We start from the raw sequence: 16,072 nt of genomic DNA on the forward strand, positions 1-16,072 counted from the left end.
GCGCACCGGGTCGGCCCAGGTCGCCGACGGCAGCGCGTCGTTGGCCGACGGTGCCGGACGGCTCGCCACCGGTGCCCAGACCGCGAGCACGTCGAGCGCGGCTGTCGCGGCGGGTGCGCGGCAGGTCGCCGACGGGGTGCACGCGACCGTCGGTCAGGTCGCGGCCGTGACTTCGGGGCTGTCTCAGGTCGGCGCCTATCTGTCCGCACGCGCCGCGACGGGCGACCCCGACGCGGCCGCGCTGCTCGCGGCCCTCGGCGCCGCGGACGTGTCCGGTGCTTCGGACCAGCTGCGCCAGCTCGACACGGGCGCGGCGCAGGTCGCGTCGGGAGCGGCCGCCCTGAACGGCGGCCTCGGGACGCTCGCCGGCAGCGCGCAGACCCTGTCCACGGGAGCGGGCTCGCTCGCCGCTGGGGCGTCCCAGGTCGCGGACGGCGCGTCGGACGCCGCAGACGGGGCCGCGTCGCTGGCCGCGGGCACGGCGACGCTCGCCGACGGCGCCTCCCGGGTGGCGTCCGGCACCACCCAGGTCGGCGACGGCGCGCAGCAGCTCGCGGACGGGCTGACCGACGGCGCCGCCAAGATCCCGGACGACTCGTCGGACCTGCGGACCGCACGCGCCAGCACCATCGCGAGCCCGGTGGCGCTCGCGACCACCGACCTGGCGACCGCCGACAGTCTCGGCGAGGGCTTCGCCCCGATGTTCCTGCCCATGGCGCTGTTCGTCGGCGGGATCATCACGTGGATGCTGCTCCGACCGCTGCCGACCCGGGCTCTGGCGACCCCCGCGTCCGGCTGGCGTGTCGCGATCGCCGGCTACCTGCCGGCCCTGGCTATCGGTGCAGGTCAGGTGCTCTTCCTGCTCGGGGTCGTCGGGTTCGGACTCGGCCTGAGCATCGGACACCCCGTGGGAGCCGCCCTGTTCCTCGTGCTCGTCGCGGCGACGTTCCTCGCGGTCCAGCAGATGCTGATCGCCGTCCTCGGGACCGCCGCGGGCAGGGTCGCGACGATCGCGCTGCTCATGCTCCAGATCACCTCGGCGAGCGGCACCTACCCGGTGCAGACCACGCCCACGTTCTTCCAGGTGCTGCACCCGCTGCTGCCGATGACCTACGCGGTGCAGGGTCTGCGCGACCTCGTGACGGGCACGCCCGACGCCCGCCTCTGGGTGGCCGTCGGTTACCTGGTCGCCGTGCTGCTGGCGTCGTTGGCCGTCACCGCCTGGAAGGCCGGACGGATGCGGACCTGGACAGTTGCCCGGCTTCACCCGGCGTTGAGCATATGAGTGCCCGAGCGATCTGACAGGCTGCGGCAATGCGAGCAGGGGACACGAAGGAACAGATCGTCGACGCAGCGCTCGCGCTGGTCGCGGAGCGTGGCTTCGCCGCCACGTCCGTCGACGACATCGCCGCGGCGGCCGGAGTGGCCAAGGGCAGCATCTTCTACAACTTCGGCTCCAAGGCCGGGCTCTTCGAGTCGATCATCAGCCAGGGGGTCGGACGGCTCACCGAGGCGTTGCGGTCGTCATCGCACGGGCTGCACGGCCGCGAGGCGCTCGAGGCGCTCGTGACCGAGCTGCTCACCCAGATCCAGGCGCACCCCGACTTCGCCAAGCTGATGGCGGCGGAGTCGTTCCGGACCGGGCGCAGCTGGCAGGACTCCATCCGGCACCTGCGCGACGAGTCGATCGGCACCTTCGCCGACGTCGTCGCGGAGGCCTGGCCCGAGCGCAACGCGCTGCTCGCGGCCGCAGCCCTCTTCGGCGCAACTCTCCTCGGCGGCCTCGAGTGGCTGGTGTTCCAGCCGCACCGCACGCTCGCCGAGGTCCGTGCGGCGATCCTCGCCACGGTCGTCTAGATCGCGATCCGTCCCCGGAAATGCAAGAAGCCCGCCGTCTCCGGCGGGCTTCCTGCGTCGTCCCGAGGGACGTCAGTGTGGGTCGAGATCACTCGCCGCGCTGGGTGGGGACACCCGTGAGGAGCGAGCGGACCTCGGACTCGTGGAAGCGGCGGTGGCCGCCCAGGGTCCGAACCGCCGAGAGCTTGCCGGCCTGGGCCCAGCGCGTGACCGTCTTGGGGTCGACGCGGAAGAGGACCGCAACCTCACCGGGGGTGAGAAGGGCGCCCTGCGAGAGGGGGGCTTCGATGGTGGTAACAGCCATGATCGTTCTCCTGTCGTTCGGTAGCTCGGCTGGCCTCGTGGGCCCCGTGGCTTTGCGTCCCCGCCTTGCAGCGGGTTTGCCGTTTGTCGCTGACAAGGGGAACTATGCCCGGTTCTGGACACGTGTGCAACAGGCTGACCAGGCCGTTTCGCGGGCAAACGGGTGATTCAAACCCTCCAAAACCGGGCGGACGGCCATGTTCACCTTCCCTCGGGACCGGACCTGTGGCATCGGCCGACCCGCGGTCCCCGGTGAGAGCGCGAACCTCGAGGCCACCGGTGAAGCGGCCCTGACCAGGAGTTATGTCGCCGGTCGAAGCAAACCAGGCGGTGTCCGTTTCGTCACAGTGACCCGCCGGGGCGGTCCTGACCGGGCCCGTCAAACCGGTCCGAGGGACAGAAGGGACAGACCTGGGCAGACTTCCCAACATGTGGCGCATTTCACCCGTTTGCCGTAGAGACGACGGGCGCCGCGGGCCTAGATGCGGCCGTACCGGGCCCTGACGAAGGAGTAGACGCCGTACGCGACGAGGCCGGCGGCGACCACCACGAGCAGCACCACGCCGGCCGGATGGCCGCGCAGGGTGTGCATCGCACCGTCGAGCCCGGTCGACTTCGACGGGTCCGCGGTGGCCGCGGCGACGACGAACAGCACCCCGACGACCGCGAGCGCGATGCCCTTGCCCACGTAGCCGAGGACGCCCAGGCGCCGAGCCACCGAGTCGGCCGGCGCGGGTGGGAGGCCGCGCAGGTCGTCGAGGAACTTCTTCGTGGCGCCCTTGTAGACGTGGTAGCCGGCGACCGCGATCACGGCGACGCCCACGGCTCCCACGAGCAGCCGGCCGCCCGGCGCGGACATCAGCTTCGCGGTGAGGTCCTGCGTCTGCGCCGAGCTGTCGGACCCTCCCCCGCGAGCGAACGACAACGCGGTGAACGCCAGGGCGAGGTACACGATCGCCCGGCCCGCGGCCTTGGCCCGGTCGCCCCCGCTCGCGGTCGCGGTCGAACGGCCCGGCGCGCCCTTGCCGATCGCCTTGGCAAGCTGCCACACACCGAGCGCGACGAACGCCAGCACGCTGAACCACAGCACCACGCCGCCGAACGGGGTCGAGGCGATCGCCGCGAGGGCTCCGGACTGGTCCGCCTGCTCGCCGCCCGAGCCGAACGCCACGCGCAGCGCGAGCAGACCGATGAGCACGTGCAGCACGCCGCTGACGACATAGCCGCCTCGCGCCGCGGCCTCCCAGCCCCGCTGGGCGTTCTGTGTCCCGCTCGTCGTCGCCATGACAACACTCCCTCGTGGACCGCCGGGGGTGGCGTCCTCGGCGCCGATGATCCCAGCGACCACGCCGGGCGGCGACCGGAGCGGGCGACCTACGCCGGGCGGCTGCCGACCATGCCCCGGGTGCGCCCGAAGAGCCCGCGCCGCTGCGTCGGGACGAACATGGTCGCGTCCGGCGAGCAGCCGTCGTAGCCGGAGGGGTAGAAGACGAGGTCGGGGCGGAGCAGGGCTACCTGCGACAGGCGGGAGCCGCGGGCGAACGCGGCCGCCAGGTCCTCGTCGGCCCCGATGTACGTCAGCGTGTTGTCGTGCTCCTGCACCACGTGCTCCCCCGTGCAGACCTCACCGCGTCGTGGGGTCCAGCCCCAGGGGCTCGCCGGCTCCTGGACCGGGTCGGCGGTCTTCCGGTAGATGTCGAATCCGTAGCGCACGTCGTTGTGCTCCTTCCAGGCGTCGCACCCGATCCGGGCGCTCCTGACGTTCATCGACCCGTTGCGTACCCGGCGGTACGCGCGTCGACGCCGTTCCCTCCGACGCAGCAACGTGTTCACCCCGCGGAGTGCACCTTCGGTACTGTTCCGATGCCCCAGTAGCTCAGCCGGTCAGAGCGCCAGACTCATAATCTGAGAGGTCGTCGGTTCAAGCCCGACCTGGGGCACCACGCCACGCGGGTAGGTTTCTGCCGTGGCCCTGTTCTCCCGTCGACGACTCCCTGACACCGTGCGCTCGCGCCTCGAGCTGCGACCCGGCGACGCCGTCCTGGTCAGTACCGAGCTGGTCGACGACCGCTGGGTCGTGGCCACCCGCCTCGCCCTGCACGTGCTCGACGCGGGGCAGGAGGCCGTCCGCCACCCGTGGTCGGACGTCGACCACGGCGCGATGGACCCCACCACCCGGACCTTGAGCGTCCGCTGGGTCTGGGGTCGCACGAGCCGGTTCCTCTTCACCGACGCCCCCGGGTCCACCGCGTTCGCCCAGACGTTCCGCGAACGGGTACAGCAGTCGGTCGTCCACGCGGTCGCCGCGACCCTCCCCGACGGCCAGCGGATCCGGGTCGCGCTGCGCCGCGGCGAGGACGGCGAGCTGTTCACGCAGGTGCTCGGCGAGGGCTCCGTCGACCTCTCCGACCCGGCCGTCGCGGCCGTCGTGGACGCCGCCGAGGACGAGGTCCGTGACGCCGTCGGGCTCCCCCGCTGAGTGCGGGAGCACCCTCCGACGGCTGCTACAGTTTTCCCCGCACGATCCCTCGTAGCTCAATTGGCAGAGCATCCGACTGTTAATCGGACGGTTACTGGTTCGAGTCCAGTCGAGGGAGCCAGCAGACGGGCCCCTGACCAGCGAAACGCGGCGGGGGCCTTTCTCATGTCGTCGTGGTGCGACCCGCGTGCGCGCGCCAGACCGCTCCAGGTGCGCACACGTCACGGCACCGCGGGCTGCCTGCAGGCGAAGTGCGCCGGGTCAGGCCCGAGAGCTCTGACGCACGATCAGCTTCGGCGGCAGGACGATCGTCGAGTGCTCGTGCGGTCCGTCGCCGTGTGCGGCCTCTTCCTGCAGGAGGGTGGCACCGAGGCGCCCCACCTCGTCGCCGGGCTGCGCGACGGTGGATATCGGGATCGGGCTGTCCCATGCGGCCTGGTTGTTGTCGTAGCCCACGATCGCGACATCCTCAGGAACACGGACGCCCGCCGAGACGGACAGCGCCTGCACGATGCCGGCCGCGAGGAGGTCGGAGGCGGCGAAGATCCCGTCGATCTCGCCGGCTGCGACGCGGGACGCGAGGTGCACGCCCACGGACCAGCCGTCGGAGCGGTTGATCCATTCGGGCGTGATCACCTCGGAGGTGACGTCCGGGTGCTCGCCGACGGCACGGTGGAACCCCTTGCCACGGTCGACGACGGGCTGGAGCTCGTAGGGACCACCGACGAACGCCAGCCTGCGACGGCCCGTCTCGATCAGGTGCTTGGTCGCGATGTAGCCACCGAGAGCGTTGTCCACGTCGACGCTGCAGTACTGCGACGACGGGGCGCTGAAGTTGAGGAGAACGAGCGGGATCCCGGCCGGCGCGCGCCGCGCGACCGCGGCGAAGTGTGCCGCGTCGTTCAGAGTCATCAGTACGCCGGTGACCCGGGACTGGGCGAACATGGCCAGATAGTTCGACTCCCGTTCGATCCGTGCGTCGCTGTTGGCGATCAGGAGCGTCAGACCGCCTTGCTCGGCACCGTTCTCCGCGCCGCGTGCGATGTCGACGAACAGTGAGTTGCTCAGGTCCGAGACGATGAGTCCGATCGACCGCGTCGATCCGAACTTCAAGGACCGGGCGGCCGTGTTGGGGACGTACCCCAGCATCACCATGGCGCGCTCGACCCGCTCTCGCGTGGCGGCCGCGACCTTGTCCGGGTGGTTGAGGACGTTGGAGACCGTCCCGAGCGACACCCCAGCGAGGGACGCGACATCGTCCACGCTCGGTCGTGACCTCGCGGCTGGACGGTTCGTCGGTTCTCGGGGAGGCACCGATGGCTCCTTCGTGGTCCAGTGATCGATGGCGAGACGAGAGTAGCGGTCTGTCCCAGGCGGCGAGCCGGATGCAGCGCCGCTTCCGTGGCACTCGTTGAATCGAGCCAACCCTAGACCGGACCCTGCGCACTGCTTCCGGGACCCTTCGGCCATCGAACCTGGTCAAATCACAGTTTGGCAACGCCGGTTGACCGACGCGGACCGGAGGTCTACGTTTTGAAACGCTTCAATCCATACTTCGCAATTCAAGGAGGAACTGTGAACTCGATGCTGAAGCGCCGGCGCACGCTGCTGGTGGGCGTCGTCGGTGTGAGCGCAACCCTCGCGCTCGCCGCATGTAGTGGCTCGGACTCAGGGTCCAGCGCATCGTCGTCGGGCGGGTCCGGGAAGTCAGCCGCCGACCTGTCGTTCCTCGCCATCAACGAGAACGAGACCATCCCGACCACGCTGACCACGCTGAGCAAGGACGAGTGCAAGGCGCAGGACGCGGCGCAGCCCCTGAAGATCACCAAGCAGGCGCAGTCGACCCTTGACCAGCAGCTGCAGCTGCTCGCTGGCCAGGACGCGCTGCCGTCTCTGTTCATCAGCGCCAACGCTCCGTCGCTCAACGCGCAGCTGGCCGAGCAGGGGACCCTCCAGGACGCCGGCGACGCACTCGACCAGCTCGGCATCTCGGACGACGTCCTGCCTGCGGCATCGTCGGTCATCGAGAACCTGTACGACGGCAAGCAGCTCGTCCTGCCCACGGAGCTGAACATCGAGGGCATCTGGTACAACAAGAAGCTCCTCGCCGACAACGGCATCGAGGTCCCGACGACGTGGACCGAGCTCACCGACGCGTTCGCGAAGCTGAAGGCGGCCGGCGTCCAGCCGATCTCGAACGCGGGCAAGGGTGGCGACGGCTGGGGCGTGACCCGATGGGTCGGAAACTACATCGCTCGTGACCTCGGTCCGACGGCGCTTCAGGACGTGCGAGACGCCAAGGCCAAGCTCACGGACCCGGAATACGTCAAGGCCGCCGACGCGATCGCGGACCTCGGCAAGCAGGGCTACTTCGGCGAGTCCCCCACGTCGATCGACTACACGACGGCGCTCAACACGTTCCTGACGGGCGACGCCGCGTTCATCTACATGGGTTCGTGGGCCGTGTCGAACTTCAGCGACCCCGAGCAGAACAAGATCGGCGCCGACAACATCGGCTTCATGCACTTCCCCGACGTCGACGGCGGCAAGGGCTCGGCCGAGCAGATGCCCGCAAACGTCGGCACGGCCGTGGCGATCTCGACGAAGGGTTTCGAGGACTCGGCGACGCAGGACTGGGTCAAGTGCATCGCCGCGAACTACGGCACCGTCGCCCTGCGCGACAGCGGCCAGGTGACCGGCTTCAAGGTCAACGGCGACGTCGAGGTCTCCCCGCTGAGCCAGCTCGTCCAGGACGAGATCGGCAAGACCCAGGAGAGCATCCTGTGGTTCGAGGCCTACTTCAGCCCAGAGGCGACGACGACCAGCCAGAACGACGGCGGTCTGCTCGGCTCGGGACAGCTGAGCGGTGAGGACTTCATGAACCAGGTCCAGGCCAGCCTCGGTTCCTGACACACCCTGAGTGTCGGCGCACGACCAACGAGGCGGGCCGGTGCCTGCGGCACCGGCCCGTCTCACACCCCTCGACGATGAGAGGCAGCTCCTGCCATGAACCGTGTCCTCGGCGACAAGCGCGCCATCCTGCTGCTGCTCGGGCCAGCACTGCTCGTCTACTCGCTCGTCATGTTGCTGCCGATGATCTGGTCGCTCGGATACACGTTCTTCAGCGGCAGCGTCGTCACGGGGTTCGACTGGGTCGGTCTGGAGAACTTCCAGAAGCTCTTCACGGATCCGGCCGCGCGCGAGGCGCTCTTGTTCACCCTGAAGTACGCCGTGGTGATCACCATCGGGCAGGTGCTCGTGGGCTACGGACTGGCCCTGCTGTACATCTTCTTCCTGCGCAAGGCGTCGGCCACGATCCGCACGCTCGTGTTCTTCCCCGTCGTCCTGCCGACGGTGGCCGTCGCGCTGCTGTTCCAGAAGTTCTTCGAGTTCGCGCCGCAGACCGGGCCGGTCAACGCCCTGCTCGAAGCCGTCGGGCTGAACGCCGTGGACTGGTTCGGGACTGCGAGCCACGCGTTCTGGGTGATCGCGTTGATGGACATCTGGCGCTCGATGGGCTTCTACGCCGTCCTGCTCTACGCCGGGCTGGTCGACGTGCCGGACGAGCTGCTCGAGTCCGCGCGCCTCGACGGCGCTGCCGGCTGGCGGCTCGTGCGCAGCATCGTGCTGCCGCTCTCGCTGCCGGTGCTGGTCTCGTCGATCATCTTCAGCATCAACGGCACCCTCAAGGTCTTCGACTCGATCTACGCACTGACCGGCGGAGGCCCAGGCAGCGGGACCACTCCCCTGACGCTGCTGATGTACCGGACGTCGTTCTTCTACGGCGACTACGGCTACGGCTCAACGATCGCGCTGGCGCTCACGATCCTGTGCCTGATCGTCACTCTCTTCATCTTCCGCGCGAACCGTCGCGACATCACCCAGGACTGAGCCATGACCACCCTGACGCAGACACCGAAGTCCGTCGCCGCACCGGCCCACCCCGGCCGGACGCGCCGCCGCCTCCGCCGCATCCCGCTGTACGCCGGCGTGACGGTCCTCCTGGTCGTGATGGTGTACCCGCTGATCTGGCTCCTGCTCGGGTCCTTCAAGACGCAGGACGAGTTCCTCAACGACCCCACCTGGTCGCTCCCCGAGAGCTTCACCAACTTCAGCAACTACGCAGAGGCCTGGTCGAGCATCGCGCTCTACCTGCGGAACTCGGTGCTCGCCGTCTTCCCGGCCCTCGCCCTCGTCGTCGTGCTCGGCACTGCCGCCGGGTACGCGCTCGAGGTCATGGTCTTCCGTGGTCGCGGGGGCGTCCTGCTGCTGTTCCTGGCCGGGATCATGATCCCCGGCCAGATGATCCTGCTCCCGCTCTTCACGGTGTACTTCAAGCTGCACCTGACCAGCACGCTGTGGCCGCTGATCATCACCTACACAGCGATCGGCCTACCGCTGACCGTGTTCATGATGGCGACCTACTTCCGCTCGATACCTCGCGAAGTGTTCGAGGCGTCCACCCTCGACGGCGCGTCCGCAGTCCGCTCGTTCTGGTCGATCGGCTTCCCGATGATGCGCAACGCGGTGTTCACCATCGCCCTCGTCCAGTTCTTCTTCCTCTGGAACGACCTGCTCATCGCCCTGACGTTCACCACCCAGGACAACCTGCGCACCGTCCAGGTCGGCCTGCTCAACTTCACCGGGCAGTTCGGAGCCGTCGACTACGGACCGACGTTCGCCGCCATCTGCATCAACATGCTGATCATCCTGGTGCTCTACATCTTCCTCAACCAGCGAGTCATGCGCGGCCTGTCCGCCGGAGCGGTCAAGGGCTGAGGAGTGATCACCGAACCCAGGCCGGCCCTGCCGCCGGACCAGCCCGACATGCCCGCACCCGAGATCGCCGTCAGCGCGCCCGTCGTCGAGCACCGCGCCGACGCCCTCGGTATCGGCGCACCGCGTCCGCGGATCTCGTGGACGATCGAGCGCGCGCCCAGCGGCTGGCAGTCCTCGGCCTACGAGGTACGCATGAGCGGTGCCGGCCGGCCGGCCGTCAGCTCGGGCTGGGTGAGCAGTGGGACGCAGAGGCTCGTCGAGTGGCCCTTCGAGTCGTTGCGGTCGCGGGAGCAGGTCCTGATCGCCGTCCGGGTACAGGACGAGGGCGGCCGACGGTCGCCGTGGTCGTCGCCCACAGCGGTCGAGGCCGGACTCCTCGAGACCGCAGACTGGGTCGCCCGAGCCGTCACGCCGGCCGGACCGGTCGAGGACACCGACCTCCGTCGTCCACCGCTCCTGCGACACGAGTTCGAGCTCGCGGAGCGACCAGTCTCGGCGCGCCTGTACGCGTCCGCGCACGGTCTCGTCGAGCCCTACCTCAACGGCGTCCGCGTCGGCGACGAGGTCTTGGCCCCGGGCTGGACCGTGTACCCGCACCGCCTCGTGTACGCGACGTACGACGTCACCGACCTGCTCAAGGTCGGGCCGAACGCGATCGGCGCCTTCCTGGGCGATGGGTGGTACCGGGGACGTCTGGGTTTCGACGGTGGCAGCCGCGACATCTACGGCGACCGCCTCGCCCTGATCGCCCAGCTCGAGGTGGTACTGGCCGACGGCACCCGACGCGTCATCGGAACCGGACCGGACTGGCAGGCAGGCGTAGGGCCGATCCTGAGCTCCGGCCTCTACGAAGGCGAGAGGCATGACGCACGACTCGACCCCGCGGGATGGTCGGTGGCCGGATTCGACGACAGCACGTGGTCGCCGGTCGACGTGGTCGAACGGGACCCGGCGACGCTCGTCGCCCCGGAGGGTCCGTCCATCAGGTGCACGCAGGAGCTCGAGCCCGAGTCGATCACGCGGACGGCTCGCGGGACCGCTCTGGTCGACTTCGGGCAGAACCTGGTCGGCCGGGTCCGCATCACGGTCGACGGCCCCGAGGGAACGCTCATCCGTCTCCGTCACGCCGAGGTGCTCCAGGACGGAGACGTCTACGTGCGACCGCTGCGCGGTGCGCAGTCCGTCGACGAGTACACGCTCGGCCCTGGTGGGCCGCAGGAGTGGGAACCACGCTTCACGATCCACGGGTTCCGGTACGTCGAGATCGAAGGCTGGCCGGGCGAGCTGCGGCGTGGCGACGTCGTTGCTCGGGTCCTGCACACGGACATGCGGCGCACCGGAGGCTTCGCCTCGTCGGACACCCGCCTCAACCGCCTGCACGACAACGTCGTGTGGAGCATGAGGGGCAACTTCGTCGGACTGCCGACCGACTGCCCCCAGCGCGACGAACGCCTCGGGTGGACCGGTGACATCCAGGTGTTCGGCCCAGCGGGGACGTTCCTCTACGACTGCGCCGGTCTGCTGTCGTCGTGGCTTCGAGACCTGGCCCTCGAGCAGCTGCCCGACGGAACGGTGCCGTGGTTCGTGCCGACGATCTACGGCAACCCGATGTGGTCACCTCCTCGCCCGGGCGCCGCCTGGGGAGACGCAGCCGTCATCGTGCCGTGGACCGTGTACCAGCGGTACGGCGACCTCGACGTGCTCCGCCGGCAGTTCGACTCGGCCCGCGCGTGGGTGGAGTGCGTCGAACGACTCGCCGGCCCCGACAGGCTGTGGGACGACGGTTTCCAGCTGGGCGACTGGCTCGACCCCGCCGCTCCGCCAGACGACCCCGCCGGTGCGCGCACCGACCGCTACCTCGTGGCGAGCGCCTACTTCGCCCACTCGGCGCGGCTGCTCTCTCGCATGGCCGACGCATTGGGACGCCGCCAAGAAGCGGAACGATTCGGCGCCCTGGCGGACGAGGTACGCGAGGCGTTCGTGCGCCGCTACGTGCAGGCAGACGGCAAGCTCGCGAGCGATGCGCCCACCGCATACGCCCTCACCCTCGCGTTCGACCTCATCCCGACCGAGTTCCGCGCGGTCGCCGGCGACCGGCTCGCCCGGCTCGTCGAGGAGGGCGGTGACGTCGTGGCAACCGGATTCGTCGGAACCCCGGTCGTGCTCGACGCACTCGCCAGCACCGGGCACCTCGATCGCGCCTACGCCCTCCTCATGCAGACAGAGTGCCCGTCGTGGCTCTACATGGTCGGGCAGGGCGCGACGACGATGTGGGAGCGCTGGGACTCGATCCTCCCGGACGGGACCGTCAACCCCGGGGACATGACCTCGTTCAACCACTATGCGCTCGGCAGCGTCGCCGAGTGGCTGCACGGGACGGTCGCCGGTCTGCGCCAGGCCTCACCAGAAGGCGACGTCTTCGAGGTGGCGCCTCGCCCCGGCGGCGGGCTGAACTGGGCACGGGCGTGGCTGGAGACCTCCTACGGGCGTGCCGATGTCCGCTGGGAGATCGAGGGCGACCAGGTGGCCATCACCGTCACGGTCCCCGTCGGCGCTCGGGCACGCGTCGATCTCGGTAGAGCCGGCGTCGTCGACGTCACGTCCGGGCGCCACGAGCTGACGGCAGGGCTCGACCATCTGATCAGCACCTGACCGCATCGGAGAGACGCTCCACCCGACCGAGGTGGAGCGTTTCATCCTGCCCTCCTGTCGCTTGCGAAACGGGCGCCGACACCAAAATCTGCGCAGCCCAGAGATCTGCACCGCTTGACGAGATTGTGGCCTTCTGAGTAGTTTCGACTTCATTGTTTGAAACGCTTCAACTCAAGGGTTGGAGCGGACTTGCGCACGGACCTTGTCGTATCCGTCTCTCAATGAGGAGAACCGATGCACGTCTCGTTGCCCCGCCTCCGGTTGCCCGGCTCACGCCGGTCGATCGCCTTCGCGTCGTCGCTCGCGGTCCTGGTACCCCTCGCGGTCGGCGTCCCCCTGGCTGTGTCGGCGCAAGCCGCGCCGGCCAACGCGGCCTGCCCCTGGATGGACACCAGCAAGACCGCCGACCAGCGGGCGAACCTCCTGCTGAAGGCCAGCACGCTCGACCAGAAGCTGCGCTGGCTGGACGAGCAGGCCGCCAACAGCCCGGCACAGACCACGTTCAACGGCGTGACCTACCCGGCCCAGGTGGCATGCACGCCGAAGGTCGTCTACACCGACGGCCCCGACTACGTGCGGGGGTCGACCGGCGTCACGGTCTTCCCCGACCAGATCGGTCTGGCCGCCACGTTCGACGAGCAGCTCGCCTACGACAAGGGCGTCGCGCAGGCGGACGAGGCCTTCCGCTCCGGGAAGAACGTCATCCTCGGCCCGGGCGTCGCCTCGGGAAGGACCCCTCTCTCCGGCCGGACCCCGGAGTATCTGGGCGAGGACTCCCTGCTCTCGGGGAACATGGCCGCGGCCACCATCAACGGCATCCAGAAGGGCAACCCGAGCCAGCCCGTCATGGCCGTGGTCAAGCACTACGTCGCCAACGAGCAGGAGCTGGACCGGCAGACGAGCTCGTCGAACGTCGACGGCCGCACGCTGCGCGAGGTGTACAACCTGCCGTTCAAGATTCTGATCGACAAGTCGAACCCTGGCGGGATCATGTGCTCGTACAACCAGATCAACGGCGTCTTCGCGTGCGAGAACCCCGTCTTGAACAACCTCCTCAAGGGCGACACCGGCTACCAGGGCTACGTGGTGTCCGACTTCGGTGCCGTGCACAGCACTGCACCATCGCTGGCTGCCGGGCTGGACCAGGAGCTGAACCGCCCGCGGTTCTACACGCCGGCCAACATCGGCGCCGCGCTCGACAACGGTTCCGTGACGATGGCGCAGATCGACGGTGCCGCGTTCCGCGTCGTGCGGGCGTACATCGCGAACGGGCTGTTCGACCACCCGCTCCCGGACGTCCCCTCGACCAGCTCGTCGACGGACGCCCACAAGGCGCTCGCCGCTCAGATCGCCTCCGAGAGCTCGGTGCTGCTCAAGAACGACGGCAACGTCCTCCCCCTGACCGCATCGACCACGAAGATCGCGATCATCGGCCCGACCGCCTCGAACACCCCGACCAACGGGATCAGCGCTGGCAGCGTCTGCGCCCAGGCCTCAGGTCCCTTCGGCGGCAGCGGCAACCCGTGCCCGAACCCCGTGGCACCGCTCGACGCGATCACGGCACGCGCTGCACAGGTCGGAGCGACCGTCACCTTCGACAACGGAGCCGACCTCACCAGCGCCGCCGCGACGGCAGCCGCCGCGGACGTCGCGATCGTCTTCGGCTACTCCAAGCAGGGCGAGTTCGCCGACCGCACGACGCTGGACCTGGACAACAACGGCGACGCGCTCATCGCCGCGGTCGCCGCCGCGAACCCCAGGACGGTGGCGATCCTCGAGACCGGCACGGCGACCCCGATGCCCTGGCTCGGCAGCGTCAAGGCCGTCTTCGAGGCCTGGTACCCGGGCGAGCAGCAGGGCACGGCGATCGCCCGCCTGCTCTACGGCGACGACAACTTCGTGGGCCGACTCCCCATGACGTTCCCGAAGTCGCTCGCGGACACCCCGACGAACACCCCGCAGCAATACCCCGGCACGTTCGCCAACGGCAGCACGACCCGCCCCACAGGCAGCACCGAGATCCGACAGGTCAGCTTCAGCGAGGGGCTGCTCGTCGGCTACAAGTGGTACACGGCGAAGAACATCACGCCTCTGTTCCCGTTCGGGTACGGCCTGTCCTACACCGGCTTCGCCTACAACAACCTCAAGGTCACGGGCAAGACGAACGGCAAGAAGCCGATCGACGTCACCTTCCTGGTGACCAACACCGGTCCGAAGCTCGGTACGGAGACAGCCCAGGTCTACCTGACGCTTCCCTCCGCGACGGGTGAGCCGAAGCGGCTCGTCGGGTACGCCAAGGTGTCGCCCAAGGTCGGGCGCGGCGAGAAGGCGACGGTCACCATCGATCCGCAGGCGGCGGACCTGCCGCTGTCGTACTACGACACGGCCAGCCACGCCTGGACGATCGCACCCGGCACCTACACCGTCCAGGTCGGTCCGTCGGCCGCGACCGCCTCTGTGACCGGGACCTTCACGGTCGGATAGGTCCGCCACATCCTGACGCCCGCCCCGTGTCCGATCGGGGCGGGCGTCAGCCACACGACTCGCACGTCCCTTCGAGGGCCACGGAGTGCGCGTCGTGCTCGGCGGAGCCGGCTCCAGTCCGAATCCCGCTGGACACGGACGACGACGGCTGGCCCGTGCCCCGGCTACCGTCGGGGTAGTCGCCGTTCGGCTCGAAGGGCGAGGTGCCCGGGAGGCCCACTCCCCGATCGGAGCGGGAGGCGACATGGCCGCACGATCGGACGACCAGAGGCGCGCAGCGCTCGACGCGCTGCTCACGCTCCTGCACCGGACGCACCTGGCTGCACCCGACGCGCTGCCAGACGCGGTCGAGGCGGGTGTCGCGCACCTGCGCGCGTCGGCGGTGACGTACCTCGCGGACTACAGCAACACGGTGCTCGTCCCGATGGTCGCGGCGGGCCGAGCACGCCCCGACACGCTCGGCATCGACGCCACCCTCGCTGGTCGCGCCTACCGCCTGCTGACCGTGCAGACCACGGTGGCGGCCGAAGGTCCGGTGATCTGGATGCCGATCATCGACGGGGTCGAACGGCTCGGCGTCCTGCAGGTGGTCGTGCCGGACGAGGAGCGGCTCGGGGACGACGCGTTCCTGCGTGACCTGTGGTCGTTCGCGCACCTCCTCGGACACCTCGTCACGATCCTCGACGAGTACGGCGACGCGGTCGACGAGGTCCGGCGCCAGGCGCCGCGGACGGTGTCCGCCGAGCTGATCTGGCAGCTGCTCCCGCCCTTGACGTCGGGCACCGACAAGGTCGTCGTCAGCGGCCGTCTGGAACCGTCGTCCCACGTGGGCGGCGACGTGTTCGACTACGCGCTGTCGAACGCCCAGGCGCAGTTCGCGATCCTGGACGCCACAGGTCACGACCTGCACTCGGGGCTCGCCGCAGCGACCGCCCTCGCCGCCTACCGCAACTCGCGGCGCCACGGGCACGGTCTGCTCCAGCAGACCGAAGCGATCCACCGCGCGGTCAGCGACGAGTTCGCCGGGAGCACCTACGCCACCGGCGTGCTGGGAACCCTCGCGCTCGACACCGGCGAGCTGCGCTACATCGCGGCCGGTCATGCTCCACCGCTGCTCCTGCGCCGAGGCCGCGTCGTCAAGACGCTGTCCTCCGGTCGCCGACCGCTCCTGGGACTCGACACCCGAGAGGTCACCGTCGCCGAGGAGTGGCTGGAACCGGATGACGTGCTCGTGCTCTACACGGACGGGATCACGGAGGCGCGCGACACCGAGGGACGGTTCTTCGGACTCGACAGGCTCGTCGACTTCATCGAGCGCGAGGCGGCGGACGGGGTGCCGCTGCCCGAGATCGTGCGCCGGGTCGGCCGCCGGATCCTGGACCACCAGAACGGCGTCCTTCAGGACGACGCGACGATCCTGCTGATCCAGTGGACGTCCCAGGGCCAGGAGTCGCTCGAGCCGACGGCCCGTTGAGCTGGGTCGGTTCGCGCTCGCCGAGGCCCTGCATCACGGAACGG

At 69.5% G+C, this 16,072-nt stretch carries 13 protein-coding genes, 2 tRNA genes and 1 riboswitch; of the genes, 11 read left to right on the forward strand and 4 right to left on the reverse strand.

All coding sequences use genetic code 11. The features are described from left to right. Both AC1DUE_RS14240 and AC1DUE_RS14245 read left to right on the forward strand, forming a co-directional pair. Positions 1–1,285: YhgE/Pip family protein (locus tag AC1DUE_RS14240; RefSeq protein ID WP_477040086.1), on the forward strand; the 1,285-nt coding region annotated here is incomplete at its 5' end. A 29-nt stretch (positions 1,286–1,314) separates the two neighbouring features. Beyond that, positions 1,315–1,857 carry a TetR/AcrR family transcriptional regulator gene (locus tag AC1DUE_RS14245; protein ID WP_477040087.1) on the forward strand — a complete coding sequence of 181 codons (543 nt, stop codon included), beginning with the start codon at positions 1,315–1,317 and terminating at the stop codon, positions 1,855–1,857. An 88-nt stretch (positions 1,858–1,945) separates the two neighbouring features. Here the strand turns inward: AC1DUE_RS14245 and AC1DUE_RS14250 are convergent, their stop codons facing one another. The 3 genes from AC1DUE_RS14250 to AC1DUE_RS14260 all read right to left on the reverse strand — a co-directional run bounded on the left by AC1DUE_RS14250 (position 1,946) and on the right by AC1DUE_RS14260 (position 3,927). Beyond that, a complete protein-coding gene (locus AC1DUE_RS14250; protein ID WP_477040088.1) occupies positions 1,946–2,161 on the reverse strand; it encodes a BldC family transcriptional regulator in 216 nt (71 codons plus the stop codon). A gap of 16 nt (positions 2,162–2,177) precedes the next feature. Beyond that, a riboswitch (cyclic di-GMP riboswitch) is annotated at positions 2,178–2,252 on the reverse strand. A gap of 386 nt (positions 2,253–2,638) precedes the next feature. Continuing rightward, entirely contained in the window at positions 2,639–3,445 is an 807-nt protein-coding gene (locus AC1DUE_RS14255; protein WP_477040089.1) for a DUF1206 domain-containing protein, read from the reverse strand. A gap of 89 nt (positions 3,446–3,534) precedes the next feature. Next, a complete protein-coding gene (locus tag AC1DUE_RS14260; protein ID WP_477040090.1) occupies positions 3,535–3,927 on the reverse strand; it encodes a hypothetical protein in 393 nt (130 codons plus the stop codon). Between the two features lie 98 nt (positions 3,928–4,025). Here AC1DUE_RS14260 and AC1DUE_RS14265 point away from each other — a divergent pair. From AC1DUE_RS14265 to AC1DUE_RS14275, 3 genes are all read left to right on the forward strand, one after another. Further along, a tRNA-Ile gene (locus AC1DUE_RS14265) sits at positions 4,026–4,103 on the forward strand. 23 nt (positions 4,104–4,126) lie between these two features. After that, a complete protein-coding gene (locus AC1DUE_RS14270) occupies positions 4,127–4,639 on the forward strand; it encodes a hypothetical protein (RefSeq protein ID WP_477040091.1) in 513 nt (170 codons plus the stop codon). Positions 4,640–4,684: 45 nt separating this feature from the next. Further along, positions 4,685–4,760: transfer RNA gene (locus tag AC1DUE_RS14275), tRNA-Asn, on the forward strand. Positions 4,761–4,900: 140 nt separating this feature from the next. Here the strand turns inward: AC1DUE_RS14275 and AC1DUE_RS14280 are convergent. Next, entirely contained in the window at positions 4,901–5,902 is a 1,002-nt protein-coding gene (locus AC1DUE_RS14280; RefSeq protein ID WP_477040092.1) for a LacI family DNA-binding transcriptional regulator, read from the reverse strand. Between the two features lie 321 nt (positions 5,903–6,223). On the opposite strand from AC1DUE_RS14280, the gene AC1DUE_RS14285 reads away from it, so the two are divergent. From AC1DUE_RS14285 to AC1DUE_RS14310, 6 genes are all read left to right on the forward strand, one after another. Beyond that, positions 6,224–7,549, forward strand: a complete 1,326-nt coding sequence (locus AC1DUE_RS14285) for an ABC transporter substrate-binding protein (protein ID WP_477040147.1) — start codon at positions 6,224–6,226, stop codon at positions 7,547–7,549. Positions 7,550–7,645: 96 nt separating this feature from the next. Then, positions 7,646–8,530: a carbohydrate ABC transporter permease gene (locus AC1DUE_RS14290; RefSeq protein ID WP_477040093.1), complete on the forward strand. Its 885-nt coding sequence runs from the start codon at positions 7,646–7,648 to the stop codon at positions 8,528–8,530. A gap of 3 nt (positions 8,531–8,533) precedes the next feature. After that, positions 8,534–9,418, forward strand: coding sequence for a carbohydrate ABC transporter permease (locus AC1DUE_RS14295; protein WP_477040094.1), 885 nt, complete (start codon positions 8,534–8,536; stop codon positions 9,416–9,418). 3 nt (positions 9,419–9,421) lie between these two features. Continuing rightward, complete coding sequence (locus tag AC1DUE_RS14300; protein ID WP_477040095.1) at positions 9,422–12,070, forward strand: family 78 glycoside hydrolase catalytic domain; 2,649 nt, start codon at positions 9,422–9,424, stop codon at positions 12,068–12,070. Positions 12,071–12,304: 234 nt separating this feature from the next. Continuing rightward, entirely contained in the window at positions 12,305–14,554 is a 2,250-nt protein-coding gene (locus AC1DUE_RS14305) for a beta-glucosidase (RefSeq protein ID WP_477040096.1), read from the forward strand. Positions 14,555–14,798: 244 nt separating this feature from the next. Further along, positions 14,799–16,028 (forward strand): PP2C family protein-serine/threonine phosphatase, encoded by a 1,230-nt coding sequence (locus AC1DUE_RS14310; RefSeq protein ID WP_477040097.1) that lies wholly within the window; start codon positions 14,799–14,801, stop codon positions 16,026–16,028. The last annotated feature ends 44 nt before the right edge of the window (positions 16,029–16,072 follow it).

The sequence above is a fragment of the Cellulomonas sp. P4_A2 genome (assembly GCF_056402515.1).